Here is a 25,910-nt window from a genome sequence, read left to right on the forward strand (position 1 = left end):
GCATAGCGCACAATTCCGGGAATGCGAGGGTGTCGCGATGTCGATCGACGAACGCCAGTCGGTGCTGCATAGCTGGTCGGTCCAGGCCGACTGGCGTGCGCCGACGGTCGTCGGTGGCCAGGGCGCCCGCCTGCATCTCGCCGATGGCCGCAGCGTCCTCGACATGAGCAGCCTGGCCGAGTGCAGCAACCTCGGGCATCAGCATCCGAAGCTGGTCGCCGCCATTCGCGCGCAGGCCGAGCGCCTGTGTTTCGTCAGCAATGCTTGGGGTGCCGAGCCCCGTGCGCAGCTGGCCGCGATGTTGCTCGAACGTTCCGGTTTCGAAGGCGGGCGCGTGTTCTTCACCCTCGGCGGCGCGGATGCCAACGAAAACGCGGTGAAGATCGCGCGCCAGGTGTCGCGCAAGCCGCGCGGCGCGGTGATCGCGCGCGATCGCTCGTATCACGGCGCAACGCACCTGGCGATGGCGTTGTCGGGGGATTCGCGCACGCAGCAACAAGTGGATGCCGCGGCGTTCGGCGTGCAACACGTGCCGCCGCCGTATGCGTATCGGTGTCCGTTCGGGAGTCGCGACGCCGATGAATGCGGCCTGCGCGCGGCGGATGCGGTGGCGCAGCGCATCGATGCGCTCGGCGCGAATTCCGTCGCCGCCGTGTTGATGGAACCGAACGCGGGCACCAACGGGATCGTCGCGCCGGACACGTACTGGCCTGCGTTGCGTCGCGCGACCGCCGACCGCGGCGTTGTTTTGATCGCCGACGAAGTGATGAGCGCTTTCGGGCGATGCGGTGAATGGTTCGCGTGGCAACGCCAGGGCGAATCCGGCCGCCCCGACATGATGACGCTGGCGAAGGGCCTCACGGGCGCTGCGGTCCCCCTCGGCGCCGTCGTGCTTTCGCGCGACGTCGCCATGCGGCTCGAACACGAAATGCTCTACACGGGTCTGACGTACTGCGGTCATCCGCTGGCTTGCGCCGCGGGCGTCGCCGCACTCGAGGCCTACGCGGAAGACGGCCTGATCGAACGCTCGCGCAAACTCGGCGCGAAGCTTTTCGCGCAAGCCAAGCGCCTGCAAGAGCGCCACGACGTCATCGGCGACGTGCGCGGCGGCCACGGCTTGTTCGTCGTGATCGAACTCGTCGCCGACCGCGACTCGCGCGCACCGCTCGCGCCGTGGCCGCAAACACCGCCTGCGCTGAAAGCGCTGGTCGACGCCGCGATGGCCGAAGGCGTGTCCTTCGCCACGCGCGGCAATCTCATCCTGCTCGCGCCGCCGTTGGTCATCGACGAAAACGAACTCGCCGATGCCGTCGCACTGCTCGATCGCCTGCTCGCGCGCCACTTTGCCCCCGCAGAGGTATCTCAATGAGTTTTCGCCTGACCTACGCGACGATGTTCAATCCGCCGGCGGAGATGCATACGCAGTTCGAGGCCGCGCTCGCGCGCCTGGAAGCGCGCTTCGGCGAAAAACACCCGTTGTTCGTGAACGGCGCCGACCGGCAGCCCGCGAAGTGGGCGGCCAAACACACCCCGATCGACACCAGCCTGGTCATCGGCGAATTTCCGCTCGCCGACGCCAAGGACGTCGACGCCGCGATGCGCGCCGCGCATGCCGCATATCCCGCGTGGCGCGCGCTGCCCGTCGCCGAACGCGCCGCGCTGCTGCGCAAGGCCGGCGACCTGATGCAGCAGCGCGTGTACGACATCGCCGCGGCGCTCACGCTGGAAGTCGGCAAGAACCGCATGGAGGCGCTCGGCGAAGCGCAGGAAACCGTCGATTTCTTCCATCACTACGCAGACGATTTCGAAAAACACGCAGGCTTCGAAAACCTGCTGCCTGACGACCCGATCGAAGGCATGGCCTCGCACAATCGCAGCGTGATGCGGCCTTACGGTGCGTGGGTGGTGATTGCGCCGTTCAATTTCCCGTTCGCGCTCGCGGGCGGGCCGGTCGCGGCTGCATTGGTGACCGGCAACACCGTGGTCTTCAAGTCGGCGACCGACACGCCGTGGTCCGGGCGCCTGCTCGCCGAAGTGTTGCGCGATGCGGGCTTCCCGGCGGGCACGTTCAACTTCCTCTCGGGTAGCGGCAGCGAAGCGGGTGAAGCGCTGTCGAAGCATCCGCTCACCGCGGGCATCACGTTCACCGGCTCGGTGCCGGTCGGCCGCAACCTGATGCAGAAGATGGCGGGCGGTGCCTATCCGCGTCCGTGCATCGCCGAGATGGGCGGCAAGAATCCGTGCATCGTCACCGAGAAGGCCGATCTCGATCGCGCCGCCGCCGGCATCGCGCGTTCGGCCTTCGGCATGGGCGGACAGAAGTGCTCCGCGCTCTCGCGCCTGTACGTGCACGAATCCGTCGCCGATGCACTGATCGAAAAACTCGTCACGCAGATTGATGCCATCCGCATTGGCGATGCACGCCAGCGCGAACATTGGCTCGGCCCGGTCGTCAACGCGAGCGCATACGCGAACTACGCGCGCTACGTGCTTGACCTCGAAGCCGGCGGTGCGCGCCTGATCCGCGGCGGAAAACAGATTCGCGAAAACGGCGGTTCCCGCGGCTATTACGTCGAACCCGTCCTCGCCGAAGCCGACCTCTCGCATCCGCTGTGGAAGCAGGAGATGTTCCTGCCGATCGTGATGCTGCATCGCTACACCGATCGCGACAAGGCGATGGCGCTGGCGAACGACACCGACATGGGCCTCACCGCGGGTTTCTACGGCGGCCCGGACGAAGTGCCGTGGTTCCAGGACCACATCGAAGCCGGTGTGACCTACGCCAATCGCCCGCAGGGCGCGACCACCGGCGCGTGGCCGGGCTATCAGCCCTTCGGCGGATGGAAAGGATCGGGTTCGACCGGCAAGGCGATCGCGTCCTTCTACTACCTGCAGCAATACCTGCGCGAACAGTCGCGCACGGTGGTGGAGTAAGTCGCGCGTGCAGGCGATGTCCCTCAGCGATGCGATCGCCGCGCATGTCGAAGACGGCGCGAGCGTGGCATTGGAAGGCTTCACGCACCTGATCCCGTTCGCCGCCGGCCATGAATTGATTCGCCAGCGCAAGCGCGATTTGCACCTGATCCGCATGACGCCGGACCTCATCTACGACGAGCTGATCGGCATGGGCTGCGCGCGCAAGCTGACGTTCTCGTGGGGTGGCAATCCCGGCGTGGGCTCGCTGCATCGGCTGCGCGATGCGGTCGAACATCAGTGGCCGCGGCGGCTCGAACTCGACGAACACAGCCATGCCGGCATGGTCGCGGCGTTCTGCGCGGGCGCGGCGCGGTTGCCGTTCGGCGTGTTGCGCGGCTATCTCGACAACGACCTGGACAAGGCGAACGCGCGCATCCGTCGCGTCGAATGTCCGTTCACCGGCGAACGTCTCGCCGCGGTGCCCGCGCTCAATCCCGACGTGACGATCCTGCACGCGCAACGCGCGGATCGCGCGGGCAATGTCGCGCTGCACGGCATCGTGGGGGCGGCGCGCGAGGCGGCGATGGCGGCGACGAAACTGATCGTGACCGTCGAAGAAATCGTCGATGCCTTGCCGCGGGCAATGAACGGCATCGTTCTGCCGCATTGGGTCGTCACCGCCGTCGTGCAGTGCCCCGGCGGCGCCTATCCGTCGTACGCGCAGGGCTTCTATGCGCGCGACAACGCCTTCTACCAACGCTGGGATGCGATCGCGCGCGACCGCGAGACCTTCCTGGCGTGGATGCAGACACACGTGCTCGAGACCGCGGACCACGCGGCCTTCCTCGCATCGCTGGACAGGCAGGCCGCATGACCGACGCCACGCGCGATGAGTGGATGACCGTCGCTGCCGCGCGCATGTTGCGCGATCGCTGCGTCTGTTTCGTCGGCATCGGCTTGCCGAGTGCGGCCTGCAATCTCGCGCGCCTCACGCATGCGCCGGACATCGTGTTGATCTACGAGTCCGGCACGATCGGCACGAAGCCCGATGTGTTGCCGCTGTCGATCGGCGATGGCGAACTCGCGGAAACCGCGGCGTTCGTCGTGCCGATGCCCGATGTGTTCGCGTATTACCTGCAGGCCGGACGCGTCGATGTCGGCTTCCTCGGCGCGGCGCAGATCGACCGCTTCGGCAACTTGAACAGCACCGTCATCGGCGACTACGAAGCGCCGTCCACGCGCTTGCCCGGCGCAGGCGGTGCGCCGGAAATCGCGGCGCATGCGCGCGAAACCTTCGTGATGTTGAAGGCGACGCCGCGCAGCTTCGTCGGGCAACTGGATTTCCGCACGACCGCCGGCTTCGGCCGCGGTCATGGGGATCGCGCGCGCAGCGCCGCACACGGCGGTGGTCCGCGCGCGGTGATCACCGACTTCGGCCTCCTCGCGCCGCATGCGACCACCGACGAGCTGCAACTCACCGCGCTGTTCGAAGGCGCGACGATCGACGAAGCGCGCAAAGCCGTCGGTTGGCCGCTGGGCATCGCCGACGAAGTGACGCAAGTCCCGGCGCCCACGGCGCACGAACTCGACACCCTGCGCGCGCTGCATGCGCGCACCCGACAAGCCCACGCACAACCCGTGGTGTTGCCCACTCCATGACCGGATCCCCCATGTCTTCCGAACACATCCGCATGCCGCTTCCCGGCCCGAACGCGCAGGCGATGCTCGCGCGCGACGCCGAAGTCATTTCGCCGTCGTATCCGCGCGACTATCCGTTCGTGATGTCGCACGGGCGCGGCACGGAAGTGTGGGACGTCGATGGCAATCGCTTCCTCGACTTCGCCGCGGGCATCGCGGTGTGCAGCACGGGCCACGCGCATCCGCAGGTCGTCGCGGCGGTGCAGGGCGCGGCCGCGAAGTTCCTGCACATTTCCAGCGATTACTGGCACGAGCAGATGATCGGGCTCGGCGAACGCCTGGCGCGCATCGCGCCGATGGGCGAGCCGGCGATGAGTTTCCTGTGCCAGTCGGGCACCGAAGCGGTGGAAGCGGCGATCAAGCTCGCGCGCTATGTCACCGGGCGCTCGCGCTTCATCGGATTCCTCGGTGGTTTCCATGGACGCACGATGGGCTCGCTTGCCTTCACCTCCAGCAAGTACACGCAGCAGAAGGGTTTCTTCGCCACGATGCCGGGCGTGGTGCACGTGCCGTATCCGAACGCGTATCGGCCGCTCTTCGCGGGCGAAGACCAGGGCGCGGCCGTCCTCGATTACATCCGCATGCTGTTCGAACGCAGCGTGCCGCCGTCGGAAGTCGCGGCGATCCTCGTCGAGCCGATCCAGGGCGAAGGCGGCTACGTCGTACCGCCTGACGGTTTCCTCGCAGGCCTGCGCGCGCTGTGCGACGAGCACGGCATCCTGTTGATCTTCGATGAAGTGCAGTCGGGCACCGGCCGCACGGGACGCATGTACGCCAGCCAGCATTGGGGCGTGGCGCCCGACATCATGACGCTCGCCAAGGGACTGGGCTCGGGTTTGCCCATCGGCGCGATGGTCGCGAAGAAGCGCTTGATGTCGCAGTGGAAACGCGGTGCGCACGGCAACACCTACGGCGGCAATCCGATCGCATGCGCGGCGGCCAACGCGACGATCGACCTGGTCGAAGGCGGCATGGTCGGCAACGCGGCCACGGTCGGTGCGCATTTCATGGGCGCGTTGAACGACCTTGCGCGCGAGTACCCGTGCATCGGCGAAGTCCGCGGCAAGGGGCTGATGATCGGCATGGAACTCATCGAACCCGATGCCGCCCGCACGCCGGCGCGCGCGCTGTGCGACGCGGTGGTGACGCGCGCATTCCACAATGGATTGCTGCTGCTGTCGTGCGGCGCGAGCACGGTGCGCTTCATGCCGCCGCTCAACGTGACGCGCGATGAAATCGACGAGGCGATGGCATTGCTGCGCCTCAGCCTTGACGAAGCCCTGGCCGGGGCCTGACGCCGATGCGCGCCGGGGGGACGCGCATGGCACGCACCGCGTGCATCGTCGCGCTGCTTGCATCCGCCGTCGCGGCGGCGAGCGGGCGCGAGCCGGTGCTCAAGCAGGTCGACCTGCCGCACAACTATTACTGGCGCGAGTTGTACCTGCCGCAATTGACGACGGGCCCGTCGGGCGTGAGCTTCATGCCCGACAACGAAACGCTCGTGTACAGCATGGGCGGATCGCTGTGGCGGCAGCGCATCGGTGATGACGAAGCGGTCGAACTCACGCATGCGAAGGGTGCGTACGACCATCAGCCCGATGTCGCGCGCGATGGGCGCAGCGTCGTGTTCACGCGTTACGACGGCGGTGGGCTCGAACTGTGGCGGCTTGATCTTGCAAGCGGCAAAACGCAGGCGCTCACGCAAGGTGGTGCCGTCAACGTCGAGCCGCGCTTGTCGCCGGACGGTCGCCGCATCGCGTGGGTGTCGACGCAAGGGACGGGGCACTTCAACCTTTTCATCGCCGACATCGACGCCGACGGCTTGCACAACGCGCATCCGCTGCTGGGCGAACGCAAGAGCAAGCTCGATCGTTACTACTATTCGGCCTTCGATCACGCGATCAATCCGTCGTGGTCGCCGGATGGAAAGTCGCTGCTGTATGTCGGCAATCCCGAGATCGCGTGGGGCACGGGCGACCTGTCGATCGTGTCGGTCGATGCGCCCGCGCAACGCCGCAAACTCCTCTCGGAAGAAACGAGCTGGAGCGCGCGCCCCGACTTCGCACCCGACGGCAAGCGCATCGTGTTTTCCAGCTACCACGGCCGGCAGACGCACCAACTCTGGCTGACGAACGTGCAGGGCGCGGCGCCGTTGCCGCTGACGTTCGGCGAGACCGAGCGTCGCAATGCGCGCTGGTCGCCCGATGGCAAGCGCATCGCGTACATCGGCAACGCGGGCGCGGATGGCAACACGCAGTTGGTCGTGATGGAACCTTTGGGCGGCGCGAGCCGTGTGGTCGAAGCCAAGCGCCTGCGCACACTGTCGCCGACGGCACGCCTGACGCTCGACATTCGCGATGCCGGTGGCAAGCCCGTCCCGGCGCGCGTCTCCGTGCAGGGCAGCGATGGTCGCGCACACGCGGCGCGGAACGCCTGGATGCACGCCGACGATGGCTTCGATCGCGCCAAGCTCGCCACCGAAGGGCATTACTTCCACTGCGCCTCGCCGTGCACGCTCGACGTGCCCGCGGGCGAGACGCAGATCGTCGTGCAGCGCGGCTTCGCGAACGACTTGTGGCAGCGGCGCATCGATGTCGCCGCCGGTCGCGAGACGACCGTTGGGGTCTCGCTCGTCGCGCATCCGTTCCCGCCGGAGTTCGGCGATTGGATCAGCGCCGACCTGCACGTCCACATGAACTACGGTGGCCACTATCGCAACACGCCCGAACACCTGGCGTGGCAGGCGCAGGCCGAGGACCTCGACCTCGTCGAGAACCTCATCGTCAACAAGGAAGAGCGCATCCCGGATATCGCCTGGTTCGGGACGCCGGGGATCGGCACGCGGCCGCGCATTTCGCACGCGCAGGAATTCCACACGAGTTTCTGGGGCCACCTGGGGCTGTTGAACCTGCGCGAGAACTTCGTCGCGCCGGACTTCTCCGCGTATCGCCATACCGCGCTCGCGAGCCCGTGGCCGCACAACGGCGTCATCGCGGATCTCGCGCATGCGCAGCAGGGCCTGGTCGGTTACGTGCACCCGTTCGACACCGTGCCCGATCCGGTGAACGACGCATCGCTCACCCACCAATTGCCCGCCGATGTCGCGCACGGCAAGGTCGATTACATGGAAGTGGTCGGGTTCTCCGATCACAAGGCGACCGCGTCGGTCTGGTATCGCCTGATGAACCTCGGCTACCGCATCCCGGCCGGCGCGGGCTCCGACACGATGGCGAACTACGCATCGCTGCGCGGGCCGGTGGGCATGAATCGTGTGTTCCTCGATACGCAGGGACGTCTGGACGACGCATCGGTGTTCGCCGCGCTCAAGGCAGGGCGTGGGTTCGCCTCCAATGGCCCGATGCTCGGTCTGCTGGTCGACGACCACAAACCGGGCGACACGATCGCCGCCGGACGGCGCGTGAAGGTGCGCATCGCGTTGCATTCACCGGTGCCGGTCGATCACCTGGAACTGGTCGCGAACGGCGAAGTGATCCATCGCTTCGACCTCAGGGGCGACCGCACGCGCATGTGGGGGACCGGCGAGATCGATCTTCCGAAAGGCGGTTGGTTGCTCCTGCGCGCCTGGAACGACGACGCGAATCCGCTGTTGCTCGACCTCTATCCGTACGCGACGACCAACCCCGTGTGGCTCGAAGGTCCCACGCCCGATGCACACGCCGATGCCGCGTATTTCGTCGCCTGGCTCGATCGCGTCATCGAAGCGACCGCCGCGCGAGACGACTACAACGACGCGACAGAAAAAGAAGCAACGCTCGCCTACCTGCGCGAAGCGCAATCCCTGATCCGCAAGCGCGCGGGAGACAAGTGATGCGTGCCCTCTGGTTGCTCGCATTCCTGACGGCGTCGGCGCATGCGCAGACGCAGACACCGTTCACCGCCGACGATCTCGCGAAGCTGGTCGATCTCACCGAGCCGACGTTTTCGCCCGACGGCCGCACGATCGCCTACACCGCGACGGCCGCCAACCTCACCGAAGACGCGAGCCAATCCGACCTGTGGCTGGTCGACTACGCGAGCGGGAAGCGCACGCGCCTCACCAACACGCCGAAGAAGGACGAGTCGCGCCCCCAGTGGATGCCGGACGGCAAATCGATCGCTTTCCTGTCCGATCGCGGCGGCGAAGAGGCGAAGACGCAAGTCTGGTCGATGCCCGCCAGCGGCGGCGAAGCCAAACGCCTCACGAAATTCGGCGACGACATCAGCGACTTCGTGCTCTCGCCCGACGGCAAACGCATCGCGTTCATCGCGCGCGATCCCGAACGCCCCTTCGGCGCGAAGGAACCGAAGAACCCGCTGCCCATCGTCACCGAGCGCTATCAGTTGCGCGAGGACGGCGTCGGCTATCTCACCACGCGACGTGCGCATCTCTACGTGCTCGACATCGCCACCGGCAAGACCGAGCTGCTCACGCCGGGCGCGCACGACGAGCAACTGCCCGCATGGTCGCCCGACGGCAAGCTGCTCGCTTACGTCACCAAGCGTGGCGTCGATCCGGATCGCCATCTGAACTACGACATCTATGTCGTCGAACCGAAGGCGGGCGCAAAGGAGCGACAACTCACGACGTTCACCGGTTCGGACCTCGATCCCTATTGGGAAACGCGCCCGACCTGGAGTCCGGACAGCACGCGCATCGCTTACTTGCGCAGCGGCGAGGACAAGTGGATCTACTACACGCCGTGGCAGTTGGCGATCGTTGACGTCGCGACGGGCACCGAGTCGATTCCCGCGCCGATCGACCGTTGCTTCACCAAGCCGCGGTGGTCGTCGGACGGAAAGAGCGTCTACGCGCTCATCGAACAACCCCTGGTCACGCATCTTTCGCGCATCGATCTCGCGGACGGCAAGGTCACGCCGCTGACGACGGGCCCGCGCTTCGACTACGACCTCGACGTCTCGCGCGACGGCCGCATCGTCGTGCTCGGCGGCGGCGACTTGCATCCGTATGACATCGCCGCAGTCGAACCCACGGGCCTGCGCACGCTCGCCGACCACAACGCATTCCTCGAAAAACGGCGGCTCGCGCCGGTCGAAGAACTCCACTTCCGAAACGGCGATGTCGAACTTGAAGGCCTGCTGATCAAGCCGATCGGCTACGTCGAAGGCCGCCGCTATCCGACCATCGTGCGCCTGCACGGCGGTCCGGTGTATCAGTTCAGCCACGAATTCATGCCCGACTGGCAGGCCTATGCGGCGCAGGGGTTCGCGGTCGTCGCGCTGAATCCGCGCGGGGGTTCCGGTCGCGGTTTCGATTTCGCGAAGGCGATCTACGCCGACTGGGGCAACGTCGATGCGAGTGACGTATTGGCCGGCGTCGATCACGTCGTCGCACTCGGCATCGCCGATCCCGATCGCCTCGGCATCGGCGGCTGGAGCTACGGCGCGATCCTCACCAACGCGGTCATCGCGCGCGACCAACGCTTCAAGGCGGCGATCAGCGGTGCGGGCGCGTCCAACATGTACGGCATGTTCGGGCACGACCAATACATCCGCGAATACACGCTGGAGCTCGGTACGCCCTGGGACAACCGCGAGGTCTACGACCGCGCCAGCTTCCCGTTCCTGCACAGCGACCGGATCACGACCCCGACCCTGTTCCAGTGCGGCGAAGCCGATGCGAACGTGCCGTGCCTGGGCGCGGAGCAGATGTACCAGGCCCTGCGATCGCGCGATGTGCCCACGCAGTTGGTGGTCTATCCCGGCGAAAGCCACGGGCTCACTGTTCCCAGCTACCTCCGTGACCGCATGATGCGGAACCTGGGGTGGTACGCGCGGTACTTGAAAGGCACCGATTTGAAGGGAGGGGAGTGATGCGCTCGATCGTCGTGCTCGCGTTGGCGCTGTCCGCGTCGCTGTCCGCATTCGCCGCGGAACCTCGCGCGCGTGACCTCGGCGTTCCCTTCGAAGGCACGCCCGGTGCGGGCAACGCGATCACCGATGTTGCCGGCGTCACCGTCGGCCAGGTCACCCTGATCGACGACCTGCCCGATGGCCACAAGGTGCGCACCGGCGTCACCGCGATCCTGCCGCGCGGTCGCACGAGTTTCGATACGTGGGTCTTCGGCGGTTGGTTCGCGCTCAACGGCAACGGCGAGATGACGGGCACGACGTGGATCAGCGAGTCGGGCCAGCTCGAAGGCCCCGTCATGCTGACGAACACGCACAGCGTCGGCGTCGTGCGCGATGCGGTGATCGCCGAGCGCATCAAGGCCGGCGGCGCGGATGCAAGTGGTTACTGGTGGTCGCTGCCGGTCGTCGCCGAAACCTGGGACGGCCACCTCAACGACATCAACGGCTTCCACGTGAAGCCCGAACACGTCGCGCAAGCCCTGCGCGATGCGAAGGACGGTCCGGTCGCCGAAGGCAATGTCGGCGGCGGCACCGGCATGATCTGCCACGAATTCAAGTGCGGGATCGGCACGGCGTCGCGTCGCGTGACGCCGGAGGGTCAGGCCGATGCGAGCCGCGCCTACACCGTCGGTGTGCTCGTGCAGGCGAACTACGGCGTGCGCGACACGCTCCGCATCGCCGGCGTGCCCGTCGGCCAGCACCTGCGCAACGATCGCGTCTACACCGATCCGGCGCTCGCGCTCGAAGGCCGCGCCGTCCCCGGCGGCGACACCGGTTCGATCATCATCGTGATCGCGACCGACGCACCGCTGCTCCCGCACCAGCTCGATCGCATCGCCAAGCGCGCGAGCATGGGCCTGGCACGCATGGGCAGCTACGCGGGCAATGGATCGGGCGACATCTTCGTCGCGTTCTCCACGGCCAATGCCGCCGCCGCCGCGGGCAAGGAAATGAACGACGCGCAGTTCATCGGCAACGACCATCTCGACGGCTTGTTCGAAGCCACCGTGCAGGCGACCGAGGAAGCCATCGTCAACGCGATGGTCGCCGCGCGCGACATGCGCGGCGAAGGCGGCCGCTACGCAAACGCCATCGACCACGATGCCCTGGTCCGTCTGCTCAAGCAGTACGGCCGTTACCACCCGGAAAAGAAATGACTTCGAGCAAGCTGTTCACCGCGTTGCTGTTGGCGATGGCCGCAGCGCCCGCGTTCGCGCAAACCGTGGTCGTGCATGCAGGCCGAATGGTCGATGTCGATCGCGGCGACGTGCTCACCGATCGCGCGATCACGATCGCGAACGGACGCGTCGTGCGCGTCGAGCCGTGGAGCGATGCGCTCGCCCGCAACGCGAAGGTCGTCGACTGGTCGCGCTACACCGTGCTGCCCGGCCTGATGGACATGCATACGCATTTGTCCGACGAAGCGCAGTCCGCCGATCCGGGCGCGCCGCTGAAGAGCAACCCGGCGCGCGATGCCTTCATCGGCGCGAAGAACGCCTGGGACACCGTGCGTGCGGGCTTCACCACCGTGCGCGACGTCGGTACGTATCGCGGCCTGTCCGACGTGCAACTGCGCAACGCGATCAACGCTGGCCTGATTCCCGGTCCGCGCATGTTCGTCGCCGGCGGCTACATCACGGTGAGCGGTGGCGGTGGCGAGATCACGGGCTTGCCGAAGGGCACCGTGGTGCCCGACGTGTTCCGCGTCGGCGTTGCGGACAACGAACGGCAAGTGCGCCAGAAGGTGAACTCCCTGTTCGACAACGGCGTCGATTTCATCAAGGTCATTGCAACCGGCGCCGTGCTCGCCGAAGGGACCGAGCCCGGCCACTCCGAATACACCGAAGCCGAAATCCACGCCGCGGTCGAAGAAGCCGCTAAGCACCACAGCTTCGTCGCCGCGCACGCGCACGGTGCCGAAGGCATCAAGAACGCGACACGCGCCGGTGCCCGTTCGATCGAACACGGCTCGCTGATGGACGACGAATCGATCGCGCTGATGAAGCAGCACGGCACGTGGCTGGTCGCCGACATCTACAACGGCGACTTCATCGACACCGTCGGCCGCGCGGAGGGGTGGTCGAAGGACATCCTGCGCAAGAACATCGAGACGACGCAGACGCAGCGCGACGGGTTCCGCAAGGCCGTCGCCGCGGGCGTCAACATCGCCTACGGCACCGACAGCGGCGTCTATCCGCACGGCGACAACGGCCGCCAGTTCGCCTACATGGTCCGCTACGGCATGACGCCGATGCAGGCGATCCAGTCGGCGACGATCCAATCCGCGCGGCTGCTCGGCCGCGAAGGCGAGCTGGGTTCGATCGCGCCGGGCAAGTTCGCCGACCTCATCGCAGTGGACGGCGATCCCATCGCCAACATCGACGTGCTGCGCGACGTGCGCGCCGTGATCAAGAATGGGGAACGGGTCTGCGACGGCCCCGACGAATGCGGTCCGCCGGACCCGGAGCACACCAATGGCAAGTGATCACGCGGTCAGCGGCGACGACGGCCAGCGCAAGCTCGGCTTCTGGATGTGCACCGCGCTGGTGGTGGGCAACACCATCGGCATCGGGATCTTCCTGCTGCCCGCCTCCTTGGCGCCGTTCGGGTTCAACGCGACGATCGGCTGGCTCGTCACGGTCCTGGGTTGCGTCGCGTTGGCCAACGTTTTCGCGCGCCTGGCCCGAGAAATGCCCAATGCCGACGGGCCCTACGGCTTCATTCGCGCCACGCTCGGCGACATTCCCGCGTTCATCGCAATGTGGTGCTACTGGGTGTCGTTGTGGATCACGAATGCGGCGATCGCCACGGGCGTGGTCGGCTATCTCGGCGCGGTGTTTCCGTCCGTGGCCACGATGCAGCCGGCGCTGGTCGCGCTCGCATTGTTGTGGACGTTCGTGATCATCAATCTGTTCGGCGTGCGCACCGGCGGCCGCGTGCAGGTGGTGACCACCGCGCTGAAGTTGTTGCCGATGCTCGCCGTCGCCTTGCTCGGCGGCTGGCTGCTCCTCACGGCGCCTGCAACCTACACCGCGCATTTGCCGACGGCGCCGGTCGACCTCGGCCACGTCGTGACGGCTTCGACCATCGCGTTGTTCGCGATGCTGGGCCTGGAATCGGCGACCGTGCCCGCCTCGCGCGTCAAGGATCCGGGCCGCACGATTCCGCGCGCCACGATCGTCGGCACGCTGCTGACCGCAGTCGTTTATCTCATCGTCTCGACCGTCCCGATGATGCTGATCCCGCAAGGGGAACTCGCCACCGCGAACGCGCCGTTCGCATTGGTGATGGACCGCTTCGCCGCCGCGGGATCGGGGCGGTGGCTCGCCTTGTTCGTCGTGATCAGCGGCCTGGGCGCGCTCAACGGATGGACGCTGCTGGTCGGCGAACTCACGCGCGCGATGGCCTTGAACGGTGTGATGCCGATGCCGCTGGCGCGCAACAACCGTCGCGGCGCGCCTGCGATCGCGCTGGTCGTCACGGGGCTGCTGGGCAGCGGCATGGTGCTGCTGAGCTACAGCAGGTCGCTGGTCGAGGGTTTCACCTTCATCACCAATGTGGTGACCGCGGCCAACCTGCCGCTGTACCTGTGCGCGTCGCTGGCGCTGGCGGTGTTGTGGCGCCGCGGCGACAAGGCCGGCGTGCGCGGGATGCTGCCGGTCGCGGTCCTGGGCACGGCGTACGTGATCTTCGCCTTCGTCGGCCTGGGGCACGAGCCGTTCCAGCTCGGCGTGGTGCTCGCGGCGGCGGGGCTGCCGCTGTATTTGTTCATGCGCGTCCGCCGCCCCGCGGCGGTGGCTTAACATCGGTCCCATGAACCCCGCTTCCGCCAACCTGTTCGTCGCCGACAGCGAAGACAACCAGGCCCGCATGCAGCAGGCCGTCGCCGCGCAATCGCGCGACCGCGACGCCGGGCTCATGCAGTACTTCTACCGCTCCGACGTGGTGTACCAGCGCGAGCTGGACACCGTGTTCTTCAAGAGCTGGCTGTGGGCCGGCCACGTCAGCCAGATTCCGAATCCGGGCGATTACTTCCTCTACGAGATCGGCGAGGAATCGGTGATCGTGGCGCGCGGCAACGACGGCGAGATTCGCGCGCTGGTCAATTCCTGCCGTCATCGCGGCTCGCGCGTGTGCGAGGAACGCCAGGGCAATTGCCGGACCTTCGTCTGCCCGTACCACGGTTGGGTCTACGGCACCGACGGCGCGTTGCGTGCCGCGCGCCACATGGACGTGGTGACCGACTTCCGCAAGGAAGACCACGGCCTCAAGCAACTGCGCGTGGCCGAACGCTTCGGCCTGATCTTCATCAACTTCGATCCCGACGCCTACGACTACAACGTGGCCCTGGCGCAGCTCGACGCGCAACTGGGCCCGTATCGCCTGGACAAAGCGAAGATCGCGCATCGCGAAACCTATTCGGTCGATGCGAACTGGAAGATCGCGCTCGGCAATTACCTCGAGTGCTACCACTGCGAAACCGCGCATCGCGCGTATTCGAAGCTACACACGTTCAAGGAACGCGAGGAAGTGGTCGCGCCGATCAATCGCGCGATGTGGGAACGCGCCGAGCGCGAAACCGGCGTTCCCGACATCGAGAAGGCGCTCTATCGCATGTTCCGCGAAGCGCCGGGCTTCGGCGCGTGCGTGTACACCAGTCGCTATGCGTTGTTCGACGGTTACCTCACCGGTAGCCGCGACGGCACGCCGGTCGCGCCGCTGATGGGCGAGTTCAAGGGCTACGACGGCGGCGCGGGCGATTACCAGCTCGGCCCGCTCACCTACATGCTCAACTATCCGGACCACTGCCTCCTGTTCCGCTACGTTCCCTTCGGGAAGAACAAGACGGACATGGAGATCGTGTGGTTCGTCAACGGCGATGCGGTCGAAGGCGTCGACTACGACAAGGCCGCGCTGATCTGGTTGTGGGACGTCACCACCGTCGAAGACAAGCGGATCATGCAGTTGAACGCCGCGGGCGTGAACTCGCGGTTCTTCGAGCCCGGTCCGCAACATCCCGAGTTCGAAGACACGCCCAAGCGCTTCGTGGATTGGTACATGCATGCGCTCGCCGGCGACTTCAGCGTCGTGCCGCCGACGGTGCGCGCGCATCGCACCAGCTCCTGCGAAATGACAGAACACCCCTGATTTTCCAGCGGATAACCTCCAAGATGTTCCAGCTCAAACACACGCCCTTCCACGAGCGTACGTCGAAGCTCAGCCTGCCGCAGAACTGGCGGCGCTGGGCCGGACACATCGTGGTCGGCTCCTACGACCTGCACGTCGAACGCGAGTACTGGGCGATCCGCGACGCGGTCGCGTTGATCGACGTCTCGCCGCTGATGAAGTACATGATCGAAGGCCCCGATGCCGCGCGCCTGCTCGACAAACTCGTGCCGCGCGACATCGGCAAGATGGCGGTCGGCCAGGTCGGCTACACCGGTTGGTGCGACGACGAAGGCAAGCTGCTCGACGACGGCACGATCTCGCGCCTGGGCGAAACCACGTTCCGCCTGACATCCGCCGAGCCTTCGCTGCGTTGGTTGTCGATGAACGCCGTCGGCCTGGACGTCACGGTCACCGAAGTCACCGAGAAGATGGGCGCGCTCAGCCTGCAGGGCCCGAAGGCGCGCACCGTGCTCAACCTGGTGTGCAAGAAGTCGCTCGACAAGCTCAAGTACTTCCGGGTGATGGAGAACACGCTCGCGGGCAAGAAGGTCACGATCTCGCGCACCGGTTACACGGGTGATCTGGGTTACGAAATCTGGATGGAAACCGCCGACGCGCTCGCCGTGTGGGACGCGTTGATGGAAGCGGGGCACAACTACGGCATCGTGCCGTGCGGCATCCTCGCGATGGACATGGCGCGCGTGGAAGCAGGCCTGTTCATGATCGACGTCGATTACACCGCGGCCAACCACGCGTGGATCGAAGGGCAGAAATCATCGCCGCTGGAGATGGGTCTGGATTGGGCCGTGCATCTCGACAAGCCCGGTTACTTCGTCGGCCGCCGCGCGCTCGAGCGCGAACAGCGCGAAGGCTCGGCGTGGAAGCTCATGGGCTTCGAAGTCGATTGGGCCGGCATGGAACCCTTGTTCGCCGCCGTCGGTTTGCCGCCGCAGATTCCCGCGATGGCGGTGCGCGGCAGCCTGCCGGTCAAGCAAGGCGACAAACAGGTCGGTTATGCATCGACCAGCACCTGGTCGCCCGTGTTGAAGAAATACATCGCGCTCGTCCACCTGCAACGTCCGTACTACGAGCCCGGCACGCCGCTCACGATGGAAGTCACCGTCGAGCACAAGCGCCTGCAGGCACCGGGCAAGGTGGTGAAGCTGCCGTTCTACGAGCCGGAGTGGAAGAAGAAATGACGAGCAACCAGTACGACGCCATCGTCATCGGCGCCGGCCACAACGGCCTGATCGCGGCCGCGTATCTCGCGCGCGCGGGCAAGAAAGTGTGCGTGCTCGAACGGCGCGAAGTCGTCGGCGGCGCGGCGGTCACCGCCGAACCGTTCCCCGGCTATCGCTTCAGCCAGTTCTCCTACGTCGTCAGCCTGCTGCGTCCGGAAATCATCCGCGACCTCGAGTTGCCGAAGCACGGTTTGAAGATCCTCCCGCTGCCGAGCACCGTGACGCCGATGGACAACGGCGATTACCTCGCCGCGTGGGACGACCACGACCTCACGCGCCAGGAGCTGTACCGCCATTCGCCGCGCGATGCCGAAGCCTCCGACGAATACGGCCGCGTGATGGCGCGCGCCGCGAAGGCGATCAAGCCGATCCTCGGCCTGGTGCCGCCGGATCCGTCGTCGATGAGCCCGCGCGACCTGCTTGGCCTGCTGAAGGTCGGCCAGTACGCGAAGAGCCTGTCGGAGAAGGAGCTTTACCAGATCGCCAAGCTGCTCACGATGTCGGCGGCGGACTTGCTCAACGATTGGTTCGAGTTCGATCCGCTCAAGGGCACGAAGTCGGCGAGCGGCATCATCGGCACCTTCCTCGGTCCGCATTCGCCCGGCACGGCGTACGTGCTGCTGCATCACTACATGGGCGAAATCGACGGCGCGTTCCGCGCTTGGGGTTTCGCGAAGAACGGTAACGGCGGCGTGTCGGCGGCGATCGCGAGTTCGGCGCGTGCGTTGGGCGTCGAAGTCCGCACGAACGCCTCCGTGCAGCAGGTCATCGTGCAGGGCGGTCGCGCCGCGGGCGTTGCGCTCGCCAACGGCGATGAGTTGCGCGCGAAGGTCGTGATTTCCGCGGCCGACCCCAAGCGCAGCTTCCTGCAGTTCGTCGAGCGCAAGCACCTGCCCGGCGAGTTCGTGCAGCAGATCGAAAACTTCCGCGTGCGCGGGTCGTCGGGCAAGGTCAACATCGCGCTGAGCGAGCTGCCGGACTTCACGTGCCTGCCGGGCGAAGGCCCGTTGCATCGCGGCGCGATTTCGATCAGCCCGAGCATGGAGTACATCGAGCGCGCCTACGACGAGGCGAAGTACGGCCAGTTCGCGAAGAACCCGTACATCGACATGATCATCCCGTCGATGATCGACCGCGACATGGCGCCGCCGGGCCACCACGTGATGTCCTGCTTCGTGCAGTACGCGCCCTACGACATCGAAGGCGGTTGGGACGATGCGAAGCGCGAGGCCTTCGGCGAGACCGTGATCTCCACGATCGAGCGTTACGCGCCGAACATCCGCCGCGCGATCGTCGGCAAGCAGGTGATCACGCCGAAGGACATCGAGATGATCGCCGGCATCACCGGCGGCAACATCTTCCACGGCGAATTGCTGCTGCACCAATTGTTCTTCCTGCGTCCGGCGCCGCAGTGGGCCGATTTCCGCACGCCGTTGCCGGGCTATTACTTCGGTGCGTCCGGCGCGCATCCGGGCGGTGGCGTCATGGGCGCGGCCGGCAAGCTGGCGGCAATGGAAGTGCTGAAGGACTGGAAGTGATGACGACCGATAAAAAGTACGACGTGATCGTCGTCGGTGCGGGCCACAACGGCCTGGTCGCCGCGAACTACCTCGCCAAGGCCGGCCGCAAGGTGCTGGTGCTGGAGCGGCGCGACCGCGCGGGCGGGCAATTGTCGGCGGAAGAACTCGGCGGCGTTGCGTTCGATCCGCTGCATCCGGGCGCGCAACTGCGGCCCGACATCGTGCGCGACCTGGATCTCGCGCGACATGGTTGGGTCGCGGGCGCATCGGCGCCGTACATCGCGCTGCAGCCCGATGGCCGTTCCCTGGTGTTGTCGACGAAGGACGTGAATCTCGCCGCCACGGTCGAATCGATCCGCCAGTTCTCCGAGAACGACGCGCAACGTTGGCCCGACTTCGTCGCCTTCATGGATCGCGCCGCCGTGTTCCTCGATGCGGCCTATCGCACGCCGATGCCGCGCCTGCCCCATGTCGGTTTCGAAGACGGCTGGCCGCTGGCGAAACTCGCGTGGACCCTGCGTCGCCTCGGCGGCAAGGACATGTTCCGCGTCATCCGCATGATGTCGATGTCGACGGTGGAGTTCACCGAAGAGTGGTTCGAATCCGAGCCGGTGCGCGCGGCCATCGCCGCGGTCGGCATCCATGGATACACGCTCGGTTCGATGTCGGCGGGCACCGGTTACACGCTGATGCACAACTGGTTGCATCGCGGTGGGCTCGCGCATCGGCAGATCGCTGGTGGCAGTTCGACGGTCACCAAGGCGCTCGTCGCTGCGTTGAAGGCGAACGGTGGGCAGTTGCGCACGTCGGCCGGTGTCGAACGCATCGTGATCGAGAAGATGCGCGCCACGGGCGTGCGGCTCGACAGCGGCGAAGAACTCCTCGCGACCACGGTGTTCTCCGCCGCCGATCCGAAGCACACGCTGCTCGGCCTGGTCGGTGCGCCGGAACTGCCGACCGAATTCGTGTGGCACGTGCAGTCGATCAAGATGCGCGGCTCGCTCGCGAAAGTGCACCTGCGCACCGACGGCAGCCATGGATTGCCTGCGGGCACGCTTGCGATCGCGCCCACGCTGAAGGACCTGGAACGCGCCTACGACGCCGCGAAGTACGGCGAAATTGCGCAGCGCCCGTATCTGGAAGTCACGACGGCGGGCGACATCGTGTCGATCCACGTGCAATCGGCGCCGCACAAGTTGCGCGGCCTCGATTGGCACGATGCGCGCGCGACGGTGGAGCGCATCGCGATCGACATGCTTGCGGCGCAATTCCCGGCGTTGAAGGCTTCGATCCGCGAGACGCGCACGATCGCCGCACCCGATCTGGAACGCGAATGGGGCCTGACCGAAGGCGACCTCAGCCACGGCCAGCCGATCCTCGACCAGATGTTCTTCATGCGCCCGTTGCCGGGCTGGTCGAACCACGCCACGCCGATCGATGCGCTGTATCTGTGCGGCAACGGCATGCACGGTGGCGCGGGCATCAGTGGTGCGCCGGGTCGCAATGCCGCGCAGATGTTGCTGAAGCGGAAGGCCTGACTACTCGAGCATCGCCGGCAAGCCTTCGTTCGCGAGCTTGTCGAGGATGCGTTCGAGTTGCCTGCGTTCTTCCGCATCGAGGGTCGCGAGCAACTTGCGCTCGCGGCCCAGGGCGAGCGGCACGATCTCGTCGTAGATCTGGTAGCCCGCTTCGCTGAGCGTGAGGACCGAACGACGGCGGTCGTCGCCGTGCATCTCGCGCGTGAGCAGCCCGCGTTCCAGCAGGTGCGCGACCGCGCGGCTGACGGCGACCTTGTCCATCGCGGTGCGTTCGGCGACGGCGTTCGCGCTGAGGGCGGGGTATCGGCCCAGGACCGCGATCACGCGCCACTCGGTGATGCCGAAGCCGAAGCGCGCCTGGTAGAGGCGGGCGATGGCCTGGGAAATTCGGTTCGACAGCACGCTCATGCGGTAGGGCAGGAACCGGTCGAGGTCCAGCTCGGCGTGGTCGTGGCCTTCGTGGCCTTCGTGACTGGGTGGGTCGGCAGCGTTCATGAACATGCCCCGGGGTATGGTTTCACCTGAAACTATGGGGTGTAGAATGCGCCTTTCCCCCTCGCCCGAAAAGAATGCCATGAACGCCCAGCCCAACCTCGGCATGCAGGTCACCACCTTCGAGAACCCGATGGGGATCGACGGCTTCGAATTCGTCGAGTTCGCCGCGCCCGCCGGCCAGGGCGAGCTGCTGCACGACTACTTCCGCCGCATGGGCTTCACCGCCGTGCTGCAGCACAAGACGCGCCAGATCACGGTGTATCGCCAGGGCGGCGTCAACTTCCTCGTCAACGAAGATCCGGATTCCTTCGCCGCCGACTTCGCGCAGGCCCACGGCCCGAGCGCGTGCGGCTTCGCGATCCGCTTCAAGAAGCCGGCCGACGAAGTGTGCAAGACCGTGCTCGGCAACGGCGGCGAAGCGATCACGCACAAGGCCGACTCGAAGGCCGTGCACGCGCCGGTAGTGAAGGGCATCGGCGATTGCATGCTGTACCTGGTCGACAAGTACGGCGAGAACGGCTCGATCTACGAAGACTTCCTGCCGGTGCAGGGCGCCGACCAGGATCCGAAGGGCTTCGGCCTGACCTTCATCGACCACCTCACGCACAACCTGTACTTCGGGAACATGCAGCAGTGGTCGGATTACTACGAGCGCCTGTTCAATTTCCGCGAGATCCGCTACTTCGACATCAAGGGTGCGAAGACCGGCCTGGTGTCGAAGGCGATGACCGCGCCGGACGGCATCGTGCGCATCCCGCTCAACGAATCCAACGACCCGAAGTCGCAGATCAACGAATACCTCGACGCCTACAAGGGCGAGGGCATCCAGCACATCGCCTGCTTCACCGACAACATCTACGAGACCGTCGAAGCGATGCGCGCGCAGGGCGTGCTGTTCCTCGACACGCCGGACACCTACTTCGACGTGATCGACCAGCGCGTGCCGAACCACGGCGAAGACGTCGCGCGCCTGGCGCGCAACAAGATCCTCATCGACGCCGACCAGGAAACCAAGCAGCGCAAGCTGCTGCAGATCTTCACCCAGAACGCGATCGGCCCGATCTTCTTCGAGATCATCCAGCGCAAGGGCAACGAAGGTTTCGGCGAAGGCAATTTCCAGGCGTTGTTCGAGAGCATCGAGCGCGATCAGATGCGTCGCGGCGTGCTTTGATGCCGTGCTCCCTCCCTTGCGAAGGCAGGGGAGGGCCGGGGAGGGGTTGATGAGTTTGGGGACGAGAATGCAATCGACCGGATACCAGACAGGATTCGCGAACGAATTCGCCACCGAAGCCGTCGCAGGCGCGCTTCCGATCGGGCGTAACTCGCCGCAGAAAGTCGCGCACGGCCTCTACGCCGAGCAGGTCAGCGGCACCGCATTCACCGCGCCGCGGCGCGAGAATCGCCGCAGCTGGCTGTATCGCATTCGCCCGGCGGCGATGCACGGAACGTTCGCGCCCTTCGCGCAGCCGCGCTTCCACAACGATTTCGAAACCGGTCCTGTCTCGCCGGATCAGTTGCGCTGGAGTCCGCTGCCGATGCCGACGGGCGCCGTCGATTTCGTCGAAGGGCTCTTCACGATGGCGGGCAATGGTTCGCCCGCGGCGCAGCATGGCGTCGGCGTGCATCTGTACGCGGCCAATCGCGACATGGAGGGCCGCTATTTCTACGACGCCGATGGCGAGCTGCTGATCGTTCCGCAGCAAGGCCGCCTGCACATCGAAACCGAGCTCGGCGTGCTGGAGGTCGAACCGCAGGAAATCGCGTTGATCCCGCGCGGCATCCGTTTCCGCGTCGCGCTGCCCGATGGCGAAGCACGCGGCTACGTCTGCGAAAACTTCGGCGCACTCGTGCGTTTGCCCGACCTCGGGCCGATCGGCAGCAACGGCCTGGCCAATCCGCGCGATTTCCAGACGCCGAACGCCGCATACGAAGAGCGCGAGGGCGACTTCGAACTCATCGCGAAATTCCAGGGGCATCTGTGGCGCGCCGACATCGGGCATTCGCCGCTGGATGTCGTGGCGTGGCACGGCAACTACGCGCCGTGCAAGTACGACCTGCGGCGTTTCAACACGATCGGTTCGATCAGCTTCGACCATCCCGATCCGTCGATCTTCACCGTGCTCACCTCGCCGAGCGACACGCCCGGCACCGCGAACCTGGACTTCGTGGTGTTCCCGCCGCGCTGGCTCGTCGCGCAGGACACGTTCCGCCCGCCGTGGTTCCATCGCAACATCGCGAGCGAATTCATGGGCCTGGTGACCGGCGTGTACGACGCGAAGGCCGAAGGTTTCGCACCCGGCGGCGCATCGCTGCACAACAGCATGAGCGGGCACGGGCCGGATGCGGCGACGTTCGAGAAGGCGTCGAGCGCGGACCTCACCAAGCCGGATGTCATCAAGGACACGATGGCCTTCATGTTCGAAACGCGCGCCGTCATCCGCCCGACGCAACAGGCGATGGACGCCGCGCACCGCCAGCGCGACTACCAGGAATGCTGGAAGGGCCTGAAGAAGAGCTTCGTTTCGCCGCGTTGACATCGATCCGCTAGGCTTGCGCGCATTCGACCGACGAGGAGTCCGCCGCATGCGCGTCCAACCGATCTTCGCGTGCCTCACGCTCGCCCTTGCGTGCACCGCGTGCACGCAACGCGAAACCGCGACGCCCACCGTCGCCGCACCGAACACGAGCGCATCGGCGGCGACCACGGTCCCGCCGCCGGCCATCGCGACCATGACACCACCGGCCGCGACCACCGCGGCCATGCCCGCATCGCCGTCCACGGTCGCCGCCACGCCGGGTGGCGTGATGCCCGCGGCGGGCGCGATCACGTTCGATGGCTTCGGCCCCGCGCATTGGGGCGCGAGCGAAGAACAGGTGCGCCAATCCTGGGGCAAGGACATGGAGGCGATGCCGAAGGAACACGACGGCTGCTATTACCTCTTCCCCGAACCGCGCCGCCCCGACGGCTATCGCTTCGCCTTCATGATGGAAGAAGGCAAGTTCGGCCGCATCGACGTGCGCACCGCGGACATCGCCGCGCCCGGCGGCGGCAAGGTCGGCATGGACAAGGCCGCGTTGAAGGCGCTGTATCCGGGCGCGACCGAGATGCCGCACAAGTACGTCGAGCACAGCGTGTACCTACGCGCGATGGACCCGAAGGGCGGCAAGAGTGCGCTCGTCTTCGAAGTGGATCCGTCCGGAAAGGCGACGGATTGGCGCATCGGCGTACCGCCACAGGTCGACTATGTCGAGGGTTGCTCCTGACGGACGCGCCCTCGCGCTAGACTCCCGGCGCCGACAACGCACCGGAGCGCGACGATGCTGGAGACCTGGGGACTGTTCCTGCTTGGGCTGCTGTTCCTGATGCTCGGCGGCGATTCGGTGGTGAAGGGCGCCTCGGGGGTCGGTCGCCACTACGGGCTTTCGCCGTTCGTGACGGGCCTGCTTCTCGTCGCGTTCGCCACATCGATTCCCGAACTCGCGGTCAATGCGCGCGCGGCCTGGGTCGGCGCGCAATCGCTCGCATTGGGCAACGCGGTCGGCAGCAACCTGGTGAACTTCGGCCTGACACTCGGCCTGGCCGCGATCGCCGCGCCGCTCGTCGTGCGCTGGCGCGTGCTTGCGCCCTTGCTCGTGTGTTTCATCGTGTTGTCGCTCGCCGTCGTCGGCATGGGGCTCGACGGCGCGCTCTCCCGCCTGGACGGCCTGCTGCTGTTGCTCGCCTTCGCGGCCGTCGTCGCCTTCGCGATCGCGCGCTCGCGTGGCGAAACCGACGAAGTCCGCGCGGTCCTCGACGCCTTCACCGAAACGCGCGGCGGCCTCGCGCTCAATGGCGCACGACTCGCGATTTCCGCGGTCGTGCTGTTCTACGGCGCGAAGTGGGTCGTGCAATCGGCGCCGATCATCGGCGCGTCGATGGGCATGGCGCCGTTGCTCACCGGCCTGGTGCCGGTCGCGATCGGCACGGCGTTGCCGGAAATCGCGGCAGCCGTCATCGCCGCGCGTCGCGGCCAGGGCGAACTGGTCGCGGGCCACGTCATCGGTTCGAGCCTGTGCAACCTGACGCTCGTGCTCGGCGGCATCGCGACCTTCCGCGCGCTCGCGGTGCCGGCCTCGTTCGTGCGCTTCGAAGTGCCGGCGGCGATCGCCTTCGCGGTCGCGCTGTATCCGATGTTGCGCGGCGACCTGCGCGTGAGCCGCGTCGAAGGCGGCATCCTGGTCGCCGCGTATGTCGCGTGGCTGGTGTTCGTGCTCGCGACAGGCGCGCATTGATGCCGGGGCGCGCGCTGCGGGCGTTCGCCGAATTCTTCCGCCTGGAGGCGGCGGGCGGCATCGTCCTGATCATCGCGGCGGCGCTCGCACTGGTGTGCGTGAACTCGCCGCTCGCCGATCTGTATCGCACGTTCATCGATCTGCCCGCGGCGGTGACGATCGGCCCGTTCGGCTTGGACAAGCCGTTGCTGCTGTGGATCAACGACGGCCTGATGGCGGTGTTCTTCCTGCTCGTCGCGCTGGAAATCAAGCGCGAACTCGTCGGCGGCCAACTGCAGACGCGCGCGCAACGCATGCTGCCGATGGTCTGCGCGGCCGCGGGCGTGCTCGTGCCGGCGCTGATCTTCACGGCCTTCAACCACGACAACGCCGCCGCGATGCGCGGTTGGGCCGTGCCGACCGCAACGGACATCGCCTTCGCGCTCGGCGTGCTCGCGCTGCTTGGCTCGCGCGTACCGATGGGCATGAAGCTGTTGTTGTCGACGATCGCGGTCGTCGACGACCTGATCGCGATCGTGATCATCGCGGTGTTCTATTCGCACGGCATGTCCTACCTCGCGCTCGGCGGCGCGGCGATCACGCTGGCGGCGATGTTCGCGATGAACCGCATGGGCGTGAAGTCGCTCACGCCGTACCTCATCGTCGGCCTGGTGTTGTGGGTGTGCGTGATGGAGTCGGGCGTGCACGCCACGCTCGCCGGCGTGGCGACGGGCCTGCTGATCCCGCACGTCGACAAGCGCAACATGATCGACGACGAGGTCGAGCATTCGCCGCTGGAAACGCTCGAACACGCGCTGCACCCGTGGGTGGCCTTCGCGATCCTGCCGATCTTCGCCTTCGCCAACGCGGGGCTCGAACTGCGCGGATTGAATCTCTCGCAAGCGCTGGCCGCGTTGCCGTTCGGCGTCGCCGTCGGCCTCGTCGTCGGCAAGCCGATCGGGATCTGCGGCGCGGCGTGGGTGTTGCGCAAGCTTGGTTGGGCGCGTTATCCCGATGGCATGGACGGGCGCGCGATGCTCGGCCTGGGCATGCTGTGCGGCATCGGCTTCACGATGAGCCTGTTCATCGCTTCGCTCGCGTATCTCGATCCCATCCTGTACGACGAAGCCGTCCTCGGCATTTTCGTTGCCTCCGTACTGTCCGCATTGCTGGGCGTGGCATGGCTGCGCGCGGTCCTTCCGGCGCGCTGA

Annotated in this window: 20 protein-coding genes; 19 read left to right on the top strand and 1 reads right to left on the bottom strand. The window is 66.5% G+C overall.

Features of this window, described 5'->3' with window-relative positions; all coding sequences use genetic code 11:
• The first annotated feature begins 37 nt into the window (after positions 1-37).
• The 14 genes from GN331_RS05350 to GN331_RS05415 are packed head-to-tail and all read left to right on the top strand — an operon-like array spanning position 38 to position 19,953.
• Positions 38-1,369, top strand: a complete 1,332-nt coding sequence (locus tag GN331_RS05350) for an aminotransferase family protein (protein WP_156640815.1) — start codon at positions 38-40, stop codon at positions 1,367-1,369.
• Positions 1,366-2,934 (top strand): aldehyde dehydrogenase family protein, encoded by a 1,569-nt coding sequence (locus GN331_RS05355; protein WP_156640816.1) that lies wholly within the window; start codon positions 1,366-1,368, stop codon positions 2,932-2,934. The genes GN331_RS05350 and GN331_RS05355 overlap by 4 nt, the downstream gene beginning before the upstream one ends.
• Positions 2,935-2,950: 16 nt before the next feature.
• Entirely contained in the window at positions 2,951-3,790 is an 840-nt protein-coding gene (locus GN331_RS05360) for a CoA transferase subunit A (RefSeq protein ID WP_156641246.1), read from the top strand.
• Positions 3,787-4,575, top strand: coding sequence for a CoA-transferase subunit beta (locus GN331_RS05365; protein WP_156640817.1), 789 nt, complete (start codon positions 3,787-3,789; stop codon positions 4,573-4,575). Before GN331_RS05360 ends, GN331_RS05365 begins: the two co-directional genes overlap by 4 nt.
• An 11-nt stretch (positions 4,576-4,586) precedes the next feature.
• Positions 4,587-5,909: an acetyl ornithine aminotransferase family protein gene (locus GN331_RS05370; RefSeq protein ID WP_156640818.1), complete on the top strand. Its 1,323-nt coding sequence runs from the start codon at positions 4,587-4,589 to the stop codon at positions 5,907-5,909.
• Positions 5,910-5,935: 26 nt separating this feature from the next.
• Positions 5,936-8,443, top strand: a complete 2,508-nt coding sequence (locus GN331_RS05375) for a CehA/McbA family metallohydrolase (RefSeq protein ID WP_156640819.1) — start codon at positions 5,936-5,938, stop codon at positions 8,441-8,443.
• The gene (locus GN331_RS05380) at positions 8,443-10,446 is read left to right on the top strand and encodes a S9 family peptidase (RefSeq protein ID WP_156640820.1); all 2,004 of its coding nucleotides are present in this window, start codon (positions 8,443-8,445) and stop codon (positions 10,444-10,446) included. Before GN331_RS05375 ends, GN331_RS05380 begins: the two co-directional genes overlap by 1 nt.
• Entirely contained in the window at positions 10,446-11,642 is a 1,197-nt protein-coding gene (locus GN331_RS05385; protein WP_156640821.1) for a DmpA family aminopeptidase, read from the top strand. The genes GN331_RS05380 and GN331_RS05385 overlap by 1 nt, the downstream gene beginning before the upstream one ends.
• Positions 11,639-12,970: a Xaa-Pro dipeptidase gene (locus tag GN331_RS05390; protein ID WP_156640822.1), complete on the top strand. Its 1,332-nt coding sequence runs from the start codon at positions 11,639-11,641 to the stop codon at positions 12,968-12,970. The genes GN331_RS05385 and GN331_RS05390 overlap by 4 nt, the downstream gene beginning before the upstream one ends.
• Entirely contained in the window at positions 12,960-14,288 is a 1,329-nt protein-coding gene (locus GN331_RS05395) for an APC family permease (RefSeq protein ID WP_156640823.1), read from the top strand. Before GN331_RS05390 ends, GN331_RS05395 begins: the two co-directional genes overlap by 11 nt.
• A gap of 10 nt (positions 14,289-14,298) precedes the next feature.
• Positions 14,299-15,633: an aromatic ring-hydroxylating oxygenase subunit alpha gene (locus tag GN331_RS05400; RefSeq protein ID WP_156640824.1), complete on the top strand. Its 1,335-nt coding sequence runs from the start codon at positions 14,299-14,301 to the stop codon at positions 15,631-15,633.
• A gap of 23 nt (positions 15,634-15,656) precedes the next feature.
• Positions 15,657-16,853: an aminomethyl transferase family protein gene (locus GN331_RS05405; RefSeq protein WP_156640825.1), complete on the top strand. Its 1,197-nt coding sequence runs from the start codon at positions 15,657-15,659 to the stop codon at positions 16,851-16,853.
• Positions 16,850-18,433 carry a phytoene desaturase family protein gene (locus GN331_RS05410; protein WP_156640826.1) on the top strand — a complete coding sequence of 528 codons (1,584 nt, stop codon included), beginning with the start codon at positions 16,850-16,852 and terminating at the stop codon, positions 18,431-18,433. The genes GN331_RS05405 and GN331_RS05410 overlap by 4 nt, the downstream gene beginning before the upstream one ends.
• Entirely contained in the window at positions 18,433-19,953 is a 1,521-nt protein-coding gene (locus GN331_RS05415; RefSeq protein ID WP_156640827.1) for a phytoene desaturase family protein, read from the top strand. The genes GN331_RS05410 and GN331_RS05415 overlap by 1 nt, the downstream gene beginning before the upstream one ends.
• Here the strand turns inward: GN331_RS05415 and GN331_RS05420 are convergent, their stop codons facing one another.
• The gene (locus GN331_RS05420) at positions 19,954-20,448 is read right to left on the bottom strand and encodes a MarR family winged helix-turn-helix transcriptional regulator (RefSeq protein WP_156640828.1); all 495 of its coding nucleotides are present in this window, start codon (positions 20,446-20,448) and stop codon (positions 19,954-19,956) included.
• Between the two features lie 79 nt (positions 20,449-20,527).
• On the opposite strand from GN331_RS05420, the gene hppD reads away from it, so the two are divergent.
• From hppD to nhaA, 5 genes are all read left to right on the top strand, one after another.
• Positions 20,528-21,619 (top strand): 4-hydroxyphenylpyruvate dioxygenase, encoded by a 1,092-nt coding sequence (gene hppD / locus GN331_RS05425; protein WP_231734334.1) that lies wholly within the window; start codon positions 20,528-20,530, stop codon positions 21,617-21,619.
• A gap of 67 nt (positions 21,620-21,686) precedes the next feature.
• Complete coding sequence (hmgA, locus tag GN331_RS05430; RefSeq protein WP_156640829.1) at positions 21,687-22,982, top strand: homogentisate 1,2-dioxygenase; 1,296 nt, start codon at positions 21,687-21,689, stop codon at positions 22,980-22,982.
• A 49-nt stretch (positions 22,983-23,031) separates the two neighbouring features.
• Complete coding sequence (locus GN331_RS16970) at positions 23,032-23,712, top strand: hypothetical protein (protein ID WP_156640830.1); 681 nt, start codon at positions 23,032-23,034, stop codon at positions 23,710-23,712.
• 54 nt (positions 23,713-23,766) lie between these two features.
• Positions 23,767-24,720 carry a sodium:calcium antiporter gene (locus GN331_RS05440; RefSeq protein WP_156640831.1) on the top strand — a complete coding sequence of 318 codons (954 nt, stop codon included), beginning with the start codon at positions 23,767-23,769 and terminating at the stop codon, positions 24,718-24,720.
• Positions 24,720-25,910, top strand: a complete 1,191-nt coding sequence (gene nhaA, locus GN331_RS05445) for a Na+/H+ antiporter NhaA (protein WP_156640832.1) — start codon at positions 24,720-24,722, stop codon at positions 25,908-25,910. Before GN331_RS05440 ends, nhaA begins: the two co-directional genes overlap by 1 nt.

Source organism: Noviluteimonas gilva (assembly GCF_009740395.1).
GTDB classification, from domain to species: Bacteria; Pseudomonadota; Gammaproteobacteria; order Xanthomonadales; family Xanthomonadaceae; genus Noviluteimonas; species Noviluteimonas gilva.